Below are 14,648 nucleotides of genomic sequence, written 5' to 3'. Positions count from 1 at the left end.
GATCTCTCCTGTTCCGCCGCAGGGCGGGTTCGTGATAGGGGCTCAGCTGCCCGCCCTTAAGGCCAGCCGGTCCAGGTAAAAGCGCTGCGCGTTGCCGCCGAACACCGCGTCGCGTTCGTTCACGCTCAAGTGTGAGGTGAGCGTTTGCGCGGTCTCCCACCAGTGGTCGTAGCCTCCGGCCAGGTTGAGCACTGGCCAATCGCTGCCCCACATGAGGCGGTCGGGGCCAAAGCAGTCCAGCAGATGCGCGACCACGGGACGCAGCCGATCGATGGACCAATCGCCACCGCACTCGGTGACGAGCCCGGACAACTTGCACAAGATTCCAGGATGGCGCGCCAGAGCGGCCATGTCGTCTCGCCATTCCTGCAACTGTCCAGAGGGGATGGTGGGCTTGGCACCATGGTCGATGACAATGTCTAGCGTCGGACAGCGCGCCAGAATGCGAGACAGTCGGCGCAGATGGCGCGGATGGACCAGCGCGTCGAAGGTGAGCCGTTGCGCGACCAGGGCGTCGAAGGCGGGATGTATGTCTTCGCGCAACAACCAGTCGTCGTCCATGATGTCCTGCACCATCGGGCGCAAGCCGCAAAGCCAGGGCGACCGGGCCAGTGCGGCGATGCGCGCCGGCGCCGCCGGGTCGGCAAATTGGCACCAGCCGACGACGCCTTTCACGAAGTCGGTGCGCTCGGCCAGCGCCAGCAATGCGTCGGTCTCGCTGTCCGTCGGTGCCGCCTGAACGAGGATCGTGCCTTCGATGCCGTGCGCCGACAGCAGCGGTGCCAAGTCCGCCGGGGCGTAGTCGCGATAAAGCGCGGGCTGATCCGGCGACATCCAGGGATAGGTGGCCTCGTGGCGAACTTCCCAGAAGTGTTGGTGGCTGTCGATCTTCATGGTGCGGTCACGGCGCTGCAGGGTGTGGGCGCATGGCTGGGAAGCAGGCCTTCGAGCCGCAGATCACTCCAGAGCCCTTCGGGGATTTCGGACTGGACCGACTCGATATTCCGCAGCACCTCCTTGGGCGTCACGGCTCCCAGGACCAGCGAGCCCACCGCGGGATGCGCCAGCGCAAACTGGAGCGAGGCATCGGCTAGCCGGACTTGGTGCGCGGCACAGACCCGCTCGATCGCCCGAACCTTCTCGACGATCTCCACGGGCGCCTCGCGGTAGTTGTAGCGCGCCCCGGCGACGGCACCAGTGGCCAGGATGCCGGAATTGAACACACCGCCCAGCAGCATGGCGATGCGCTTTTTCTCCGCCAGCGGCAAGAAGGAGTCCAGTGCGGGTTGCTCCAGCAGCGAGTAGCGACCGGCCAGCATCATGGCGTCGAAATCACCGGCTTGGGCGAAGCGCTCGCACATCTCGGCTTCGTTAACGCCGATGCCGATGCCTTTGACGACGCCTTCTTCGCGCAAGCGATGTAGCGCGCGGTAAGCACCGTTCATGGCTTGGCTAAAGAGTTCCTCGATCGCCGCCTCACCGTGCGTCCACACGTCCACGTCATGGATCAAAGCCAGGTCGATGCGGTCGAGGCCGGTGCGCAGCAGCGATTGTTCGATGGAGCGCAAGGTGCCGTCGTAGGAGTAGTCCAAAACCGCATGGTGGTTGAGCGGTGCGGCCCAGCCCGGCGCCGCAACGTCGGCCACCTCGTGGGCTTGGGACGCCATCGGGTTCATCCAGCGACCGACCTTGGTGCTGATGACCAAGTCCTCTCTGCCCCGTGCGGCACGGCGTGTCGCCGTCCCCACCCGCAACTCCGCCAGACCCAGGCCATACCAAGGCGAGGTGTCGATCAGGTTGATGCCGCCCTGGATCGCGGTGACGATACTGTCGACCGCACTGGCCTCGTCGAGGCGGGCGAACAGATTGCCGAGTGGCGCCGTCCCCATGCCAAGCACCGACACCTGCAGGCCCGTGTCACGCACGGGCCGTCGCGCCAGGGGCAGCGCTTCGGTCTGTGTGGTCAACAGAGCACCCCTTTGCGCAGAAGGAAGTTGCCATAAGGCAACGTCTCGCCGGTCTGGACCACAGCCACGGCGGCTCGCGCGGCGACATAGTAGGCATGGCGCTCGATGGCCCGGGTGGCCGGCACTGGCGCGATCCGCGACAGGATCTGCTGCTGGACCCGCTGCACGATGTCGGGAACGTGCGCCGGATCGTCGACGTGCTGCATCGTCTGAATCGGCTCATCGTCGTAGGTGTCGACCGGGAACAGCGTGAGGATGGCCGCAAGCACTTGAAGAGAATCCACGCTGGGAAGGTGGACCAGTGGCTTGCCGCCGGCCACCGAATAAGCCGGGAAATTGGAGTCGACCACGGCGAGAACGTCACCATGACCCATCGCAGCCAGGATGCGAAGCAGATCGGGGGTCAACAACGGATCGATATTTTTGAGCATTGAAGTGCAATCGGATACGCAGTAAAGAAAGCGGGTAACGGACGACCGGAGGGCCTTGCAGTCCTCCGGTGTCGGGCTCAGGCAAACTCAATTCTTGAAGTCACGCGACCAGAGATTCGGGATCGTCTTGATCGTTGCGGGCGTGACCAGCACGCCTTTGGCCAGGCAACCATCGGAACTGCACTTCGGGTCTTCCTTCTTCTTGATGGCGATCAGCACACGAACGGCTTCCTTCGCCTGAAGGTAGGCATCCCAGTTGGTGGACACGTCGATATAGCCGTTCTCCATCGGCTTGACGGCAGCGGCCAGCAGGTCGGTCGTCGCGAGCATCATGTGCTTGGGCTGGCCGGCTGGGGCCCAACGGTTGGCTTTTTCGAGCGCCGCCTGGATGGAAGGGAACGCGAAATCGCTCGCCGCGAAAACGCAGTTGGCTTCGGGCTTCGCATTCAGCGCATTCGTGAGGCCGGAGCGGAACAGCTCCGGATTCCACTCGGTGGGCACCTGCAGGATGGTTTCGTACTGTCCCGTCTTCTTGCCGACGGCGTTCCAAGCCTTGCTGCGGTTGACGGCGTTGATGTCGGTCAACATGCCCTGCAACTCGATGCACTTGCCCTTGATGTTCGCCTTCTTGAGGATCTCGGCGAAGGCTTCGCCCGTAGTGCGCGCTTGGTCGTAGCTGTCCCCACCCACGTGGTAGGTCGGCTTGCCGCTGGTGGAGCCACGGTCGAAGGTGACGAACGGGATGTCGGCGTCCTTGGCGGCCCGGATCGAGGTGCCGATGGCGCCGGAGTCAAAGGCCCGTGCCAGGATCACGTCCACACCCTTGGTGATCAGGTCATCGATGTTGGCGGCCTGGCGTGCCGGATCGGCATTCGCGACGTTGATCGTCCATTCGATCTTGACACCCGCGGCCTGTCCCTGGCGCTCGCCTTCGGAGCGCAGGAAGTGCTCCCACGCAGTCTGCAATGACGACTCCTTGGTGTCGAGCGAAAAGCCGACCTTGAGCTTCTCGACGGCCTGGGCAGGCAGCGCCGCAGCCAAGCCGATCGCGAGGGCCGCCGCGCTGGTCAGAAGCCGATGGATTGTCGTTTTTTTCATCTTCAATGTCTCCGTTGTGATGGGGATCGAAAGGAACTTTGCGGGGTCAGGACGCCGTCTTGCGGCGCAGGGACAGGCGACCACTCTTCAACGCGTCCACATACATGGCTGCGAAGATCACGGCTCCACCGACCAGGCGGTAGGAGTAGGGATCGGCGCCGAGGTTGGTCAGCCCGTTGCGGATCATTTCGAAGATGAAGGCGCCCGGAATCACGCTTTGCAGGATGGCGCCTCGGCCCCCCAGCAAGCTGATGCCGCCGACCACGACGACGGCCAGCGCGGTGAACTCCAGGCCACTGCCGAGCCAGGGGCTCACGGCGCCGTTCTGCAGCGTGGTCAGGATGCCGCCACACGCTGCCAGCGCACCGGCCAGTGCAAAGCTCGCCCCACCGGTGAGGTCCACCGGCAGACCGACTTTGCGAGCGACGGTGATGTCATTGCCCATGGCCATCAGGTAGCGGCCAAACGGCGTGCGCGTCTGCAGCAGGTGCACCCCAACCAGCAATGCCAGCATGACGAAAATGTCGACCGGGATGGGGCCGATCTGCGCCTGACCGAGCAGGCGAACCGGTTCAGGCAAGGGCACCAGCAACGCGTCGGTCAGGGCCAGCGCGATGCCGCGGAAGATGATCATCGTGCCGAGCGTGGTGATCAACGAGTTGACCTTGAGAACCACGACGATGAAGCCGTTGATCGCGCCCAGAAGCGTGCCCACGCCAACGACCAGCACGGTGGCCAACACGGGGTCCAGGCCGATGTTCTTCATCAGCAACGCGCCCACGGCGCAGGACAGGAATGCGGTGGAACCGATCGAGATGTCCAGCCGCCCCGACATCACGACCAGCGCCAGGCCGGCGGCGGCCAGCGTCAACGGCGCCATCGTGTGGACGATGTTGACCAGATTGGTCAACCCAAAGAAATGGTCTGTCGCCAGGCTGAAGGTGATGAACGCGAGCGCGGACACCAGAAGAAAGCCATGTTCGCTGAATGCGCGCGCGAGCGCCTTTTTTGTTTTGTTCATGCTGCGATCTCGGCCGGGGAGTCCAAGGTTGAAACGGCGTCCATCAGCTCGGCGGTGTCTGCCGTGCCTGGCAGCTCTTGCACCAGTCGGCCGCGTCGAATGACGAGGTAGCGGTCGCAGACCCGCATCAGTTCCTGCAACTCCGATGAAACGAGTAGCACGCTGCAGCCCTGCTCCGCCAGCTCGACGATGAGCTTCATGATCTCGGTCTTGGCGCTCACGTCGAGCCCCCGGGTCGGCTCGTCCAGCAGGAAGATCTTCGGCTGGGTAGCCAGCCAGCGGCTGAACACCACCTTCTGCTGGTTGCCGCCACTGAGTGTGCCCACGGCCTGATCGCGGCTGGACACCTTGATCCGCAGCCGCTCGATCATCCGATCGGCCAGACTGTTCTGCTGGGCGCGGTCGACCAGGCCAACCGAGGTGCGCAAGCCCGTCAGACTCGGCAGTCCGATGTTTTCCGCGATGGATTGCGGCAGCAGCAGGCCTTCGCCTCGGCGGTCTTCGGTGACCAGTCCGACGTGCGCATGCAGTTGCTTCGGCGTGGCGGGCTGGCCCTCCCGTTGCAAGGCGCCCGTGTCCAGCGGATCGAGACCGACGAGGGAGCGCAGCAATTCAGTCCGTCCGGAGCCCAGCAGGCCCCACAGACCGACGATCTCGCCATGCCGCAGTTCGAAATTGACGTCGCGCAACGCACCTTCGCGCCCCATGCCACGCACGCTGAGTAAGGGTGGCCTGCCTTCGCTGTCCATTTGGCGGGGCGCACGCATGCGCCCTTCGTTCTCAGTGACGCCCAGCATCAGGTGCACAACCTTGGCTGGCGTCACCTCGCTCATGGCCGAGGACCAGACCGACTCGCCGTTTCGCATCACCGTGAGACGCTCGCAGACGCGAAATATCTCATCGAGGAAGTGCGTGATGTAGAGCACCACGACCCCGCTGGCCTTCAGGCTGCGCACGACCTCGAACAGTCGCTCCCGCTCCGGGCCGCTGAGAGACGAGGTCGGCTCGTCGAAGATGATGATGCGTGCCTTTGAGCGCAGCGCGCGGGCGATTTCGACCAGCTGGCGGTCGCCGATGCTCAGTTGCTCCACCAGGGCGGTCGGCGCGATGTCGCAACCCAGCTGCACCAGCAAGGCCTGCGATTGGCGTCGCATGTCCGCGAGGTCTATCAGGCCGTGACGGATGGGAAGGTTGTCGATGAAGATGTTCTCGGCCACGCTGAGCGTCGGGAACATGGTCAGCTCTTGGTGGACGAAGGCAATGCCATGCCGTGCGGCGTCGCGCGGTGATCTCAGGTCGATCGGCTGGCCATCGATGCGGATGTCGCCGTCGTCACGGCCGATCACCCCGCCGAGGATGTTCATGAGAGTGGACTTGCCGGCGCCATTGGCGCCCATCACGGCCAACGCTTCTCCCGCGTAGGCTTCTAGGCTTGCGGCAGTGATGGCGTGCACGCCATTGAATGCCTTCGTGATGGACCGCATGGTCAAGATGGGCGAGGTGTTCGCGCTCATGCTTTGGACTCCTTGCGGCCGTCGACGGCGACGAAGGCAATGATGACGACGCCCTTGATCACTAGGCTGAGGTAGAAGCTGACGCCGATAAGGTTCATCGCGTTGGACAGGATGGTGATCAGCAGCGCGCCGAGCAGCGCGGCTGGAATTCGCCCCACACCACCGTAGATGCTCACGCCACCGAGCACGCAAGCGGAGACGATGTCCAGCACCACACCGTCGTTGCCCATGTTGGCCGAGGCACTGCCCAGGCGCGCGGTGAGCAGGATGGCAGTGAGCCCGGCCATCAGGCCTGCAAACACATAGCTCATCATCACGACCCGCTCCACTGGCACCCGTGCCACACGCGCCGCCTTCTCGTTGATGCCGACTGCGTAGGCCCAGCGTCCGGAAATGCTGGAGCGCATCAGCACCGTCAGGACGACGGCCAGGGCGGCAACGACCAGCACCGTCAGGGGAATCCGAAAAAAGGGCCGGGCCGCGAACAGATCGACAAAGGATTCCGGTAGTTGCGAAATGCTCAGGGACTGCGTGATCCACACGGTCGTGCCCGACACCATGGTCATCATCGCCAAGGTGACCACGAAGGGGATCATCTTCAGCCGCGCCACTGCAAAGCCGTTGGCGGCGCCAATGGCCGCGCCGCAGCCGACCATGATCGGCACCGCCAAGATCCAGTCGCCGGTCGACTTCATGTAGAGCGCCCCCACCACGGCACTGAAGGCGGTGTTGGCCGGCAGCGACAGGTCGATGCCACCGACCACCATCACGACCGTCATGCCGATGGCCAGCAAGCCCAGCAGGGAGGCCTGCTGCAGCACGTTCATCAGGTTGTTGTAGCGAAAGAAGTTCGTACCCAGAAAGGCCAATCCGATGAGCACTGCGGCCAAGAGCGCGAGCGACACCAGTACCTGCCGCGAAGGAGGACTCCACCCGAGCCTCGGGGAGGCGGCAAACGTGTTCATATAGCGGCCCATCCTGAAAAAATATAACGTTTCATTTTTAATTCTGAGTTTGTCTCGTTCGACCCCAAAAGCGCAATGATCAGCCGCGATGCGGCCACGCGACCGTGGTCTGCCGCGGTCGCAGTTCGGCCTTGAAGCTGAGGTGGGACGGCGCGGCGGCACTGCCGCCCTTCAGTTCGGCCAGCATCAGTTGCCAGATCGCGCGGCTGATCGCCTCCACCGGCTGCCGAATGGCGCTGATGTGCGGCGACAGCACAGACATCCATGGCGCATCGTCAAAGCTCAGCAGCGACACCTCCGACGGCAGGTGCAGATCGGCGTCGGCAATGGCGCTCAACGCCGCCAGGGTCATCGGCGTGCCGGACGTGAAGAGCGCACTCGGGCGTTCGGGCCTGAGCAGCGCTTCCAGCATCGCGGGATGGGCTCGGTCGTTCTCAGTGCCGCACAGGATGAGTTGCGGCGCCGCGCCCGCCTCTTCCATGGCGCGTGAATAGCCGGTGACCCGGTCCCGCGTGTTCGTGAGGTCCAGCGTGTTCGCTGCAAATGCGATGCGCCGGTGCCCCAGCGACAGCAGGTGCTGGGTACCGGTGTAGGCCGCATGCACGCTGTCGGTGGCCACGGTGTTGGCGGGCATGCTGTCGTTGACGCGGTCGGCCATGACCACCGGAACATGGCATTGGCGCAGTTCGGCCAGTGCGTGGTCATGCCCCTGGCAAGGCAGCAGGATCATGCCGGCGACGCGGCGAGAAAGGACGAAGCGGATGCGCTCCATCTCGGTCGCCGGATTCTCGTTGGCGTGCCCAAGCACCAGAAAATAACCATCGGCCGAGGCGAAGGTCTCCAACGCATGGATCAAGTCCACGAAGAAGGAATTGCGCAGATCGGGAATGACCAGGCCAATGGAGTTCGAGCGATTGCGCCGCAGATCGGCCGCAATGCCATTGTGCCGGTAGCCGAGCGCGCGCGCGGCCGCATGCACACTCTCCGCACGTCGCGCGGAAACCCCCCCACGACCGGCCATGACCTTGGACGCCGTGCCCAGCGACACGTCCGCCGCCTGCGCCACGTCGCGCAACGTCACGCTAGTGCCAGCGGGCATGGAGTCAGAAAAAGGCGTTGGGCTCGTCACAGTCGAAGAATTTATAACGTTTCAGTTATGGTACGGTCTCCGTCCTCAAAAGATGCCCAGGGCTTTCCCTAGGGATAGTCTGAAGAACGCGATCTGCGATCACGGCTCAGCAAATGGGGTGATGGCGACCAAGGCGGTGAATGTCGAGCAAAAGCGCCTGTTCGAGGAGACACTGGCCGAGGACGAGGCCGGCTTGTAGGCGCAACTGGAGTAAGCCAGGGGCCAGGCATCGAGCCCGCTTGCGGCCGATGACTACCGGTGTGGTGGATAGACAAGATGTCATGACCATTGCGATCTGCTGCGACTTCAGAACTATCGAGTACTGAGTTGAGCGGCAGGGCCGCACAACTGGGCGCACCCTGATCCGATGCAGGAGTACTTCCCGCCGACCAGTTCATCTGGCCTTGCGCGGAGCATCGGCTACGGGTTTGCTAAATGAACGGGTTCGACCTCGTGATTGCAGGCCGGAGGCGGCGCGATACGCAGATGGAATTCGGTAGCTGACCCAGTGGCGCAACAACCTGAGTTGTCGCGGCGAAACCAATTAACATCAGCCAAGCGCGCTGACTAACGATCTCAAACGAGCGTTGTTGTTTCACCGTCGTCACCAGAACCATCGCTTCTCTCATTCGTTGTCGCGTCGGTTCCCCCTTGTACGTTGAGTTGCTTTCTTAGCGAATCCTTCCAAAGCTCCCCTGGCGCGTTCAGCCCTACTTCGTCGAGCAAGGCGCGCCGCAAGAACTCGAACCGACTCTCCAAGCTTTTCGAGTCGCTCCGCAAGTTGTCCAATCTCTCGCCGAATCCGCTCTCCAAGGTTTCGACGAATTCGTGCTCCAAATCCTTCAACGACTGTTGAAATAGCTGACTCAAGTTCTTGCTCACGTTTGGCCTTTCGGGCAGGTGAAGGTTGCTTAAGGAAAGCCGTCCAGGCCCCTAATTCGCGGTTCCGGTTCATGGCTTCGTCAGGCTCCGTCACCTTCGTTGCCTCCTGGGGAACTGCTTCCTGGTCGTTCGGGATTTTGGCTGCCAGTGTCAATGCCAAGTCAATCAGCGGCAGGTCGACCCTCTCAGCCTGCGAGATGAGCATCTTCTTCGACGCGCGCTTCCGCGGCGCCAGGTATCGGTCGTAGTTCCGGAGTGCACGCCGTCGCACTGCAGCTTCAAACAGCACCCGGGCCGCCGCTTCTCCGACCGGGTCCTTGTCCGCTTCTTGATCGGCCGACGTGCGCACGAGACGCGGCATTGGCGCGAGCGCCAGAAGCATCGATGGCTCGAAGTTCTTGTTGAAGATGAGCCCTCGCAACCGGATGGGCTTGCCGAATTCCGGGAGGCGAACGGAAACATAGTCCTTTCCATTCGCCCTGTTCACTTCGTATGTCTTCGCCAGTGCTGCGATCAGGCCAGCACGATCCTTGATCGCGCCCTGCTGGGCGAGCACAAGCATCTCATTCTGAATCCTGTTTGCGGCATCGAACTCCGAGCCGGACTTCGGAGACGGAACAGCTATCGGGCCGTGCCTTGGGTAGCGAGGAATGATCGGGCGCGCCAAACTTGGGTCCTTCGGGCTGGCCCAACCCCATCGCGCGTTCTGCATGTCGCGAAACGGGTAGTAGCTGTGTTCCCATTTTGGCGGTGCGACGTTGAAGTGCAGGTTCGTGATCAGGTCAACATTGGAAAAAAGAACATGGATGTCGACTTTGTCTGCCTTGCGATGAAGGTAGACACAGTAGCAAAACCGGCTGGGGTCCATTCCCGCGAAAGCAAGTTTTTTGAGATCGCTAAGAACTTCTTCGAGTTGCTCATCGGTTGGCGCGTCCCCTCGCGACCAGCTCATGACGCAGCTCTGAAATGTGTGCGCGAACGACAGCGTCGACGTCACCCTCACGAAATCCTCTGGCGAACCTTCGATCAGCCTGATCTCGTCGCGCTCCTCGTTGGTCGGGTTGATCTCTCCGGTGCAGTACCCGAGCGCTACCGCCGGGTCGCCGGTTTTCTGCTTGAGGAACTTGATGATCACGGCGGTTCTCCGCCGGGCGCGCCAACGTCCGTGGGTTTCGGGGCGAAGGTATAGCTCTCGCGCAGGTGCTCGAAGTGACCGTCGATCATGAGCAGCAGGAAGTGGATGAAGGCAAGATCAGCCGCTTGGCCCTGGTGCCGGCAGAAGTGCAGTCCTTTGGCGATCTGGTTCAGAAGATTTCCAAGCCGCGCCAGTTGCCTGATGAGTTCAGGATCGGCTGCAGGCCTCGCCGGATCGGTCGCCGGTTTGTTGAGCTTCTTGGGCTGTTTCTTCTTGGTGACAGGCAGCAGTGTGAGCGGGAAATTCTCTTTGGCTTGGCGGATCCATTGCCGCAGGAGCGCTCCCCTGCTTTGGCCACGGGCCAAGGCCATCAGCTCGGCGCTGTCAGCGTCAGTGAGCTTGAAGCTCTCCTGACGCATGGGAAGGTTTTGCGCGTCGAGGTCGTCAGACATCGGAGCGCTCCGTCTTCAGCAGCGTGCGTGCGGCAGCACGACCGCTGTTGAAGTCGATGGGAGGAGCGGGAGGGTTCGAAGGGAGGCGGCACGCCTCCCTCGCCAGCCGCGTCATGCCTGGACCGCGAAGCGGTTCGGGTATGACGCGTAAGCTGGCTGTGTTCAGGCGAGCTGATGGAACAGGAAGTTGGACCTCCACCTCCTGGGTCGAAACTCCGCATCCGGAGAGGAAGTCGAAGTCGAAAATCGACTGCGAACCCACCCCGCCGCCGGGGTGGGTCGCGCAGTGGAACCAGACCACGGCGCACGGCGCATCTTCCAACCCGCCCGCCAGGCGGGGCAGAAGACGCGAGATCGATGTGGGTGACAGCGAAGTGGTCATGGTGTTGTGCCTCTCAATCGCTGATCAAGTCTTGATCGTCCCCATCTGCATCCGAGCCGTCGTCGTCCTCGACATCGACATCGACATCCGAACTGGTGTCTGAACCGAATGCCCTCGGCTCGAGAAACTCGGAGAGATGTTCGAGCAGGTCAATGCAGTGCTGCTGCGTCAGACCCATTTGAGATTGCAGGTCGATGCGAATCGCTCCCGTCTCAAATCGGGTCATGGTGCCAACGATCGGACCGTTCCCCAACGTCACTGGCCATTCCGTAGACGGTCTAACAGCGGAGGAGGCTTCCGCCCGAACCTGATGGCTCAGCAACGGTCGGCTGCTCGACGCTGGCACCGCCTCAGGTTCCGCATCCGTGTCCACCCTCTCCTGCACATTCGAGGGTGCATCGGTGGAGGTCGCATGCTCCGGTTCCTTGCCCGAGTGAGCCAAGGATTCGGCCATCGCGTCCGAAGCAGGTTTGCCAAGCTCCGACGCCGTAGCAGCAACCGCTGCCTCCGGCTTCGCGGCACCTGCCGTCTTAAGCTTGTCTTTCAAGTTTCCGGCGAGCTCGTCGAAGACTTCCAAGGCACTCATTTTTTTGACGAGCGTTGCTTGTCGCTTGGCCAGTCGTCTCGCACAGGCCAGCACCTTCTTCTCGTCGGCCTTCAGCGCATCGGTCAGTTCCTTGGCAAACCGATGCTGAAGATCATCGGGCGACGCAAATGCCGCGATGACGATGTCTGGCAGCCTGGCGAGCTTGATCGCGTTGCTCACATCGGAGGGAGCGACACCGAGTTCACGCGCCAGTTCGGCCTGGTTGATGAAGAGCTTGGCCTCAAGGTACTTCACAAAACTGCGACCGGCCTCAAGGGCCGACAGCGATTTCCGGCCGGAGTTCGACATCGACATGTGCCGCGTCACCTCCAAGGCGGAGAGTCCCTTCACAAGAACCACATTCAGCTTGAGGTTCAACTCCTTGCACACCTCCCAGACTCGGTGCCCGCTGATCAGGACATAAATGTCTCGAGTCGGCTCCTGGGGATCGGGCTCCACTGACACGACGGCCGGCGTGACGTTGCCGCCAGTCAATGCAACGAGGCTTCGGAGTTCCAGATAGAAACGGTCGCTCGGGTCGCTGGGCATGCGGTTCGAGTAAGGGGACAGGACGACGGCATCAGCATCAAGCTGCGTGAACGTGCCGGCGATGGAGCCCAGAGGAGAGACATCTGAAGGCACGGCGAGCGAGATGGATTTATCTTTTTTCATGATTTCTTTCAAGAATCTGTGCGTTGATCTTTATTTCGAGAATGCAGCGGCTTCTCCCGATGTTTCGGGAGATATAAAAACGGGGAATTCCGCTGGTTTGGGCTAGCGGCCGGCGACTAGGCTGGCAATGAGCAGGCGAATTTCTTCTCTGTTCATCCCACGTGACCAAGCAAGCTGCACAGCAAGCACCTCAGACTCGATGAAGCAGGAGCAACGCCCGACCTTGATGTGGGGAGGAAAGGTCTTCTCGCGAATGCTGTCGTACAGGAAGGTCTTCTTGAAACCTGTCCGAACGATTACCTCGGACATTCGGAGGTATTTCATGGGAGCCTTTTCGCTCCCTCCCTCGAGCGGCGGCTTGGGAAAGGTGATCGAGATCCCTGCTGACCTTGGCGGGGTGTCGGCCTGGGTGCTAATGTTCGCAGTCACGCGAACTTTCATGGGTGGACCGTTGTGCGGACCGTGGGTTTGATGTACCGTTGGCATAGCCAAACTCCTCTTCAGGTTTCTTGGTTGCCTTGGAAGACCAGAGTGAGCTGTTCATGTGTTCAACAGGAGGTCAGCGGTTCCAGTCATCCAAAGCGCGATTTGCTTCGCCGAAAGGCCTTTCTTTGAAGTTGCAGCTTCTTGGGAAGGTCTTTTTGTTTCTGCACATTCAATGTACAGCCCATTTCGGGCGCAAATCGTCAAAAAGCCGAGCGCAATCCGTTTTTAAAACGCGATTTTTCGCCCCTTTGCCAGAACACTCATTTTTCTGGCGCTGACAGGAGCGAAGTCAGACGCACAAGCATTTAGTTTGTGCTAAAGCAAAAGCTTATGAATGCTGCGCTTCGTTCAGCGCATGCTGAAGGTCAGCTTCATGGCGACCGCAGCGCCGAACAGTCCCAAGATGGGGTGCCGGAAGACAGCATCGAGGAGCAGCAATCCCCTAAGGGCGGGGACAACGTCGAAGCCGCAGAAAGCACAGCTGCTTCAAGTTCTTAGCTTGAAAAATTCCGGACGTCCGAGCCAGCGTCCGGTCTGGTGCAGTTCTTGTGGAACCCTGTTGGCCACGTGATCGGCGACCAATTGATTACAAGAGACGGGCAGGCTACTTGATTTCGAACTGAGTCAGTTCTTTTCCAGCGGCCAACGCTTCTGTTACCCAGCGCGGCTTGCGACCACGACCGCCAGACCATTCTTCACCGTTCGAACTGCGATACCTTGGCGCTGCTTTCGTTGCACTTCTTGAACCAGATACCTTTTTTGCGGACTTGGTCGATGCGTTCAGCCTCAGGTCGCCCGCGGTCAAGCAGTACTCGGCAATCTTCGCCCTCAGCTCCTCGATAACACCGGCGCGTTCAAGGTTGCGCAGTTCATCCGCCTGCTTTTTAAGCGCATCGGCTTGCTGCTGAAGCTCTTGGATATGCGCGTTGAGGCTCGACAGAGATTTCGTTGCCATTGGTGGTTCCTTTGGAATGCAAAACGAAACCATAACCGAAACGGTAAAGAAATCAACCATTCAGTAGGATCGATGTTGTGGGCCTACTGAAAACAGATCCGGGTGCCACCGGCGGGCTGCAATACGAGAACGCCTACTACTCCATCAAGACAAAACTATGATGATGGACGCTCGGGCATAAGACCATGTCAACCAGACGCTCGATGTCTGCGTTGTCGAGTAGCGCGCATCCGTGCGTCGATTTTTCAATGTGCCTGATCCTGTTCAGGTGCTCTTTTCAAGTCAGGCCATCCGCCGTTCAACGGGTGTTTCGCGAGTTTCAAAGTTTCGGCGCCCTGCTGAAGCTGGCTCGTGTCTGGCTGGAAAAGGAAGCACCATGAAAATCAGTTCGCATCGAATCCAGCGGCTTTCGAGCCGCATCACCCTCACCTATCTTGGATGGCTCAGCGATGCCTCGGGATGGACTCTTGCCGAAGTCGCAACCACGGCATGCTTTGGCGTGAGTTTGCAGTGGGACACCATGATCGATGCCTATGGCGTCGTCGGCGATGTCGACGTGGAGATCATCGAGACCTCAGGCACCCGCGCGAAGCCCGCCAGCAACGACCGAGCCTTGGGCATCACGGGCTATCTGCCGGACATTTCACTTGCAAGCACAACCAGTCCGGCTGCGAAGCTGGACGAACTCCTGGAGCGCTGGGGCGTTGCCTTGCCCGTTGAGCAACCGGGTCTGGACGACGACGACGACCCATGGGGTCGTATCGAACGCTTCAAAATCCTCATTGTGAGCTCACCGACTCTGTGGCCAACAGTGCGGGACTCGCTCTTCGAGCGCATCGACGATGGCTTCAGCGCCGCGCTCGATGACATGGCGGAAGGCTGGCTTCAGGAGGTCCACGCCAAAATGATTGCTGACTTGTTCGACTGAGAAAGGCCGGGAGGTGTTTGGTCTCAGCCCTGGGCCAAGCACCTC

General features: G+C 61.2%; 15 protein-coding genes. 1 reads left to right on the top strand and 14 read right to left on the bottom strand.

The genetic code is table 11. The features are described from left to right. Positions 1–42: 42 nt before the first annotated feature. The 14 genes from K0H49_RS15460 to K0H49_RS15395 all read right to left on the bottom strand — a co-directional run bounded on the left by K0H49_RS15460 (position 43) and on the right by K0H49_RS15395 (position 13,675). Positions 43–894 carry an amidohydrolase family protein gene (locus tag K0H49_RS15460; RefSeq protein ID WP_219214167.1) on the bottom strand — a complete coding sequence of 284 codons (852 nt, stop codon included), beginning with the start codon at positions 892–894 and terminating at the stop codon, positions 43–45. After that, positions 891–1,967, bottom strand: coding sequence for an aldo/keto reductase (locus K0H49_RS15455; RefSeq protein ID WP_257624898.1), 1,077 nt, complete (start codon positions 1,965–1,967; stop codon positions 891–893). Before K0H49_RS15455 ends, K0H49_RS15460 begins: the two co-directional genes overlap by 4 nt. Next, positions 1,964–2,398, bottom strand: coding sequence for an RbsD/FucU family protein (locus K0H49_RS15450; protein ID WP_219214164.1), 435 nt, complete (start codon positions 2,396–2,398; stop codon positions 1,964–1,966). The genes K0H49_RS15455 and K0H49_RS15450 overlap by 4 nt, the downstream gene beginning before the upstream one ends. Before the next feature lie 87 nt (positions 2,399–2,485). Beyond that, positions 2,486–3,496 (bottom strand): sugar ABC transporter substrate-binding protein, encoded by a 1,011-nt coding sequence (locus K0H49_RS15445; protein WP_219214162.1) that lies wholly within the window; start codon positions 3,494–3,496, stop codon positions 2,486–2,488. 46 nt (positions 3,497–3,542) lie between these two features. Then, positions 3,543–4,517 (bottom strand): ABC transporter permease, encoded by a 975-nt coding sequence (locus K0H49_RS15440; protein ID WP_219214159.1) that lies wholly within the window; start codon positions 4,515–4,517, stop codon positions 3,543–3,545. After that, the gene (locus K0H49_RS15435; protein WP_219214156.1) at positions 4,514–6,031 is read right to left on the bottom strand and encodes a sugar ABC transporter ATP-binding protein; all 1,518 of its coding nucleotides are present in this window, start codon (positions 6,029–6,031) and stop codon (positions 4,514–4,516) included. The genes K0H49_RS15440 and K0H49_RS15435 overlap by 4 nt, the downstream gene beginning before the upstream one ends. Next, a complete protein-coding gene (locus K0H49_RS15430; RefSeq protein WP_219214153.1) occupies positions 6,028–6,996 on the bottom strand; it encodes an ABC transporter permease in 969 nt (322 codons plus the stop codon). Before K0H49_RS15430 ends, K0H49_RS15435 begins: the two co-directional genes overlap by 4 nt. Before the next feature lie 79 nt (positions 6,997–7,075). Then, on the bottom strand, positions 7,076–8,077 hold the full coding sequence (locus tag K0H49_RS15425; protein ID WP_219214151.1) for a LacI family DNA-binding transcriptional regulator: 1,002 nt from the start codon (positions 8,075–8,077) through the stop codon (positions 7,076–7,078). A gap of 673 nt (positions 8,078–8,750) precedes the next feature. Continuing rightward, positions 8,751–10,142, bottom strand: a complete 1,392-nt coding sequence (locus K0H49_RS15420) for a relaxase/mobilization nuclease domain-containing protein (RefSeq protein ID WP_219214147.1) — start codon at positions 10,140–10,142, stop codon at positions 8,751–8,753. Next, a complete protein-coding gene (locus K0H49_RS15415) occupies positions 10,139–10,594 on the bottom strand; it encodes a MobC family plasmid mobilization relaxosome protein (RefSeq protein WP_219214145.1) in 456 nt (151 codons plus the stop codon). The genes K0H49_RS15420 and K0H49_RS15415 overlap by 4 nt, the downstream gene beginning before the upstream one ends. Then, positions 10,587–10,976 (bottom strand): hypothetical protein, encoded by a 390-nt coding sequence (locus K0H49_RS15410; protein ID WP_219214142.1) that lies wholly within the window; start codon positions 10,974–10,976, stop codon positions 10,587–10,589. The genes K0H49_RS15415 and K0H49_RS15410 overlap by 8 nt, the downstream gene beginning before the upstream one ends. Before the next feature lie 13 nt (positions 10,977–10,989). Then, positions 10,990–12,246: a ParB/RepB/Spo0J family partition protein gene (locus tag K0H49_RS15405; protein ID WP_219214139.1), complete on the bottom strand. Its 1,257-nt coding sequence runs from the start codon at positions 12,244–12,246 to the stop codon at positions 10,990–10,992. 90 nt (positions 12,247–12,336) lie between these two features. Next, on the bottom strand, positions 12,337–12,675 hold the full coding sequence (locus K0H49_RS15400; RefSeq protein ID WP_219214135.1) for a helix-turn-helix transcriptional regulator: 339 nt from the start codon (positions 12,673–12,675) through the stop codon (positions 12,337–12,339). A gap of 649 nt (positions 12,676–13,324) precedes the next feature. Then, a complete protein-coding gene (locus tag K0H49_RS15395) occupies positions 13,325–13,675 on the bottom strand; it encodes an H-NS histone family protein (protein WP_219214132.1) in 351 nt (116 codons plus the stop codon). 376 nt (positions 13,676–14,051) lie between these two features. Between K0H49_RS15395 and K0H49_RS15390 the strand changes: the two genes are divergently transcribed. Further along, positions 14,052–14,603, top strand: coding sequence for a hypothetical protein (locus K0H49_RS15390; protein WP_219214129.1), 552 nt, complete (start codon positions 14,052–14,054; stop codon positions 14,601–14,603). Positions 14,604–14,648: the final 45 nt, after the last annotated feature.

It is taken from the genome of Variovorax boronicumulans, assembly GCF_019352895.1.
In the GTDB taxonomy this organism is placed as follows: domain Bacteria; phylum Pseudomonadota; class Gammaproteobacteria; order Burkholderiales; family Burkholderiaceae_C; genus Variovorax; species Variovorax boronicumulans_A.
This window is presented reverse-complemented; position numbering and strand designations above follow the sequence as displayed.

Coding starts and splice junctions, on each gene's coding strand:
- K0H49_RS15460 (WP_219214167.1), bottom strand. CDS start 894: ATGAAGATCGACAGCCACCAACACTTCTGGGAAGTTCGCCACGAGGCC.
- K0H49_RS15450 (WP_219214164.1), bottom strand. CDS start 2,398: ATGCTCAAAAATATCGATCCGTTGTTGACCCCCGATCTGCTTCGCATC.
- K0H49_RS15445 (WP_219214162.1), bottom strand. CDS start 3,496: ATGAAAAAAACGACAATCCATCGGCTTCTGACCAGCGCGGCGGCCCTC.
- K0H49_RS15440 (WP_219214159.1), bottom strand. CDS start 4,517: ATGAACAAAACAAAAAAGGCGCTCGCGCGCGCATTCAGCGAACATGGC.
- K0H49_RS15435 (WP_219214156.1), bottom strand. CDS start 6,031: ATGAGCGCGAACACCTCGCCCATCTTGACCATGCGGTCCATCACGAAG.
- K0H49_RS15430 (WP_219214153.1), bottom strand. CDS start 6,996: ATGAACACGTTTGCCGCCTCCCCGAGGCTCGGGTGGAGTCCTCCTTCG.
- K0H49_RS15415 (WP_219214145.1), bottom strand. CDS start 10,594: ATGTCTGACGACCTCGACGCGCAAAACCTTCCCATGCGTCAGGAGAGC.
- K0H49_RS15410 (WP_219214142.1), bottom strand. CDS start 10,976: ATGACCACTTCGCTGTCACCCACATCGATCTCGCGTCTTCTGCCCCGC.
- K0H49_RS15400 (WP_219214135.1), bottom strand. CDS start 12,675: ATGAAAGTTCGCGTGACTGCGAACATTAGCACCCAGGCCGACACCCCG.
- K0H49_RS15395 (WP_219214132.1), bottom strand. CDS start 13,675: ATGGCAACGAAATCTCTGTCGAGCCTCAACGCGCATATCCAAGAGCTT.
- K0H49_RS15390 (WP_219214129.1), top strand. CDS start 14,052: ATGAAAATCAGTTCGCATCGAATCCAGCGGCTTTCGAGCCGCATCACC.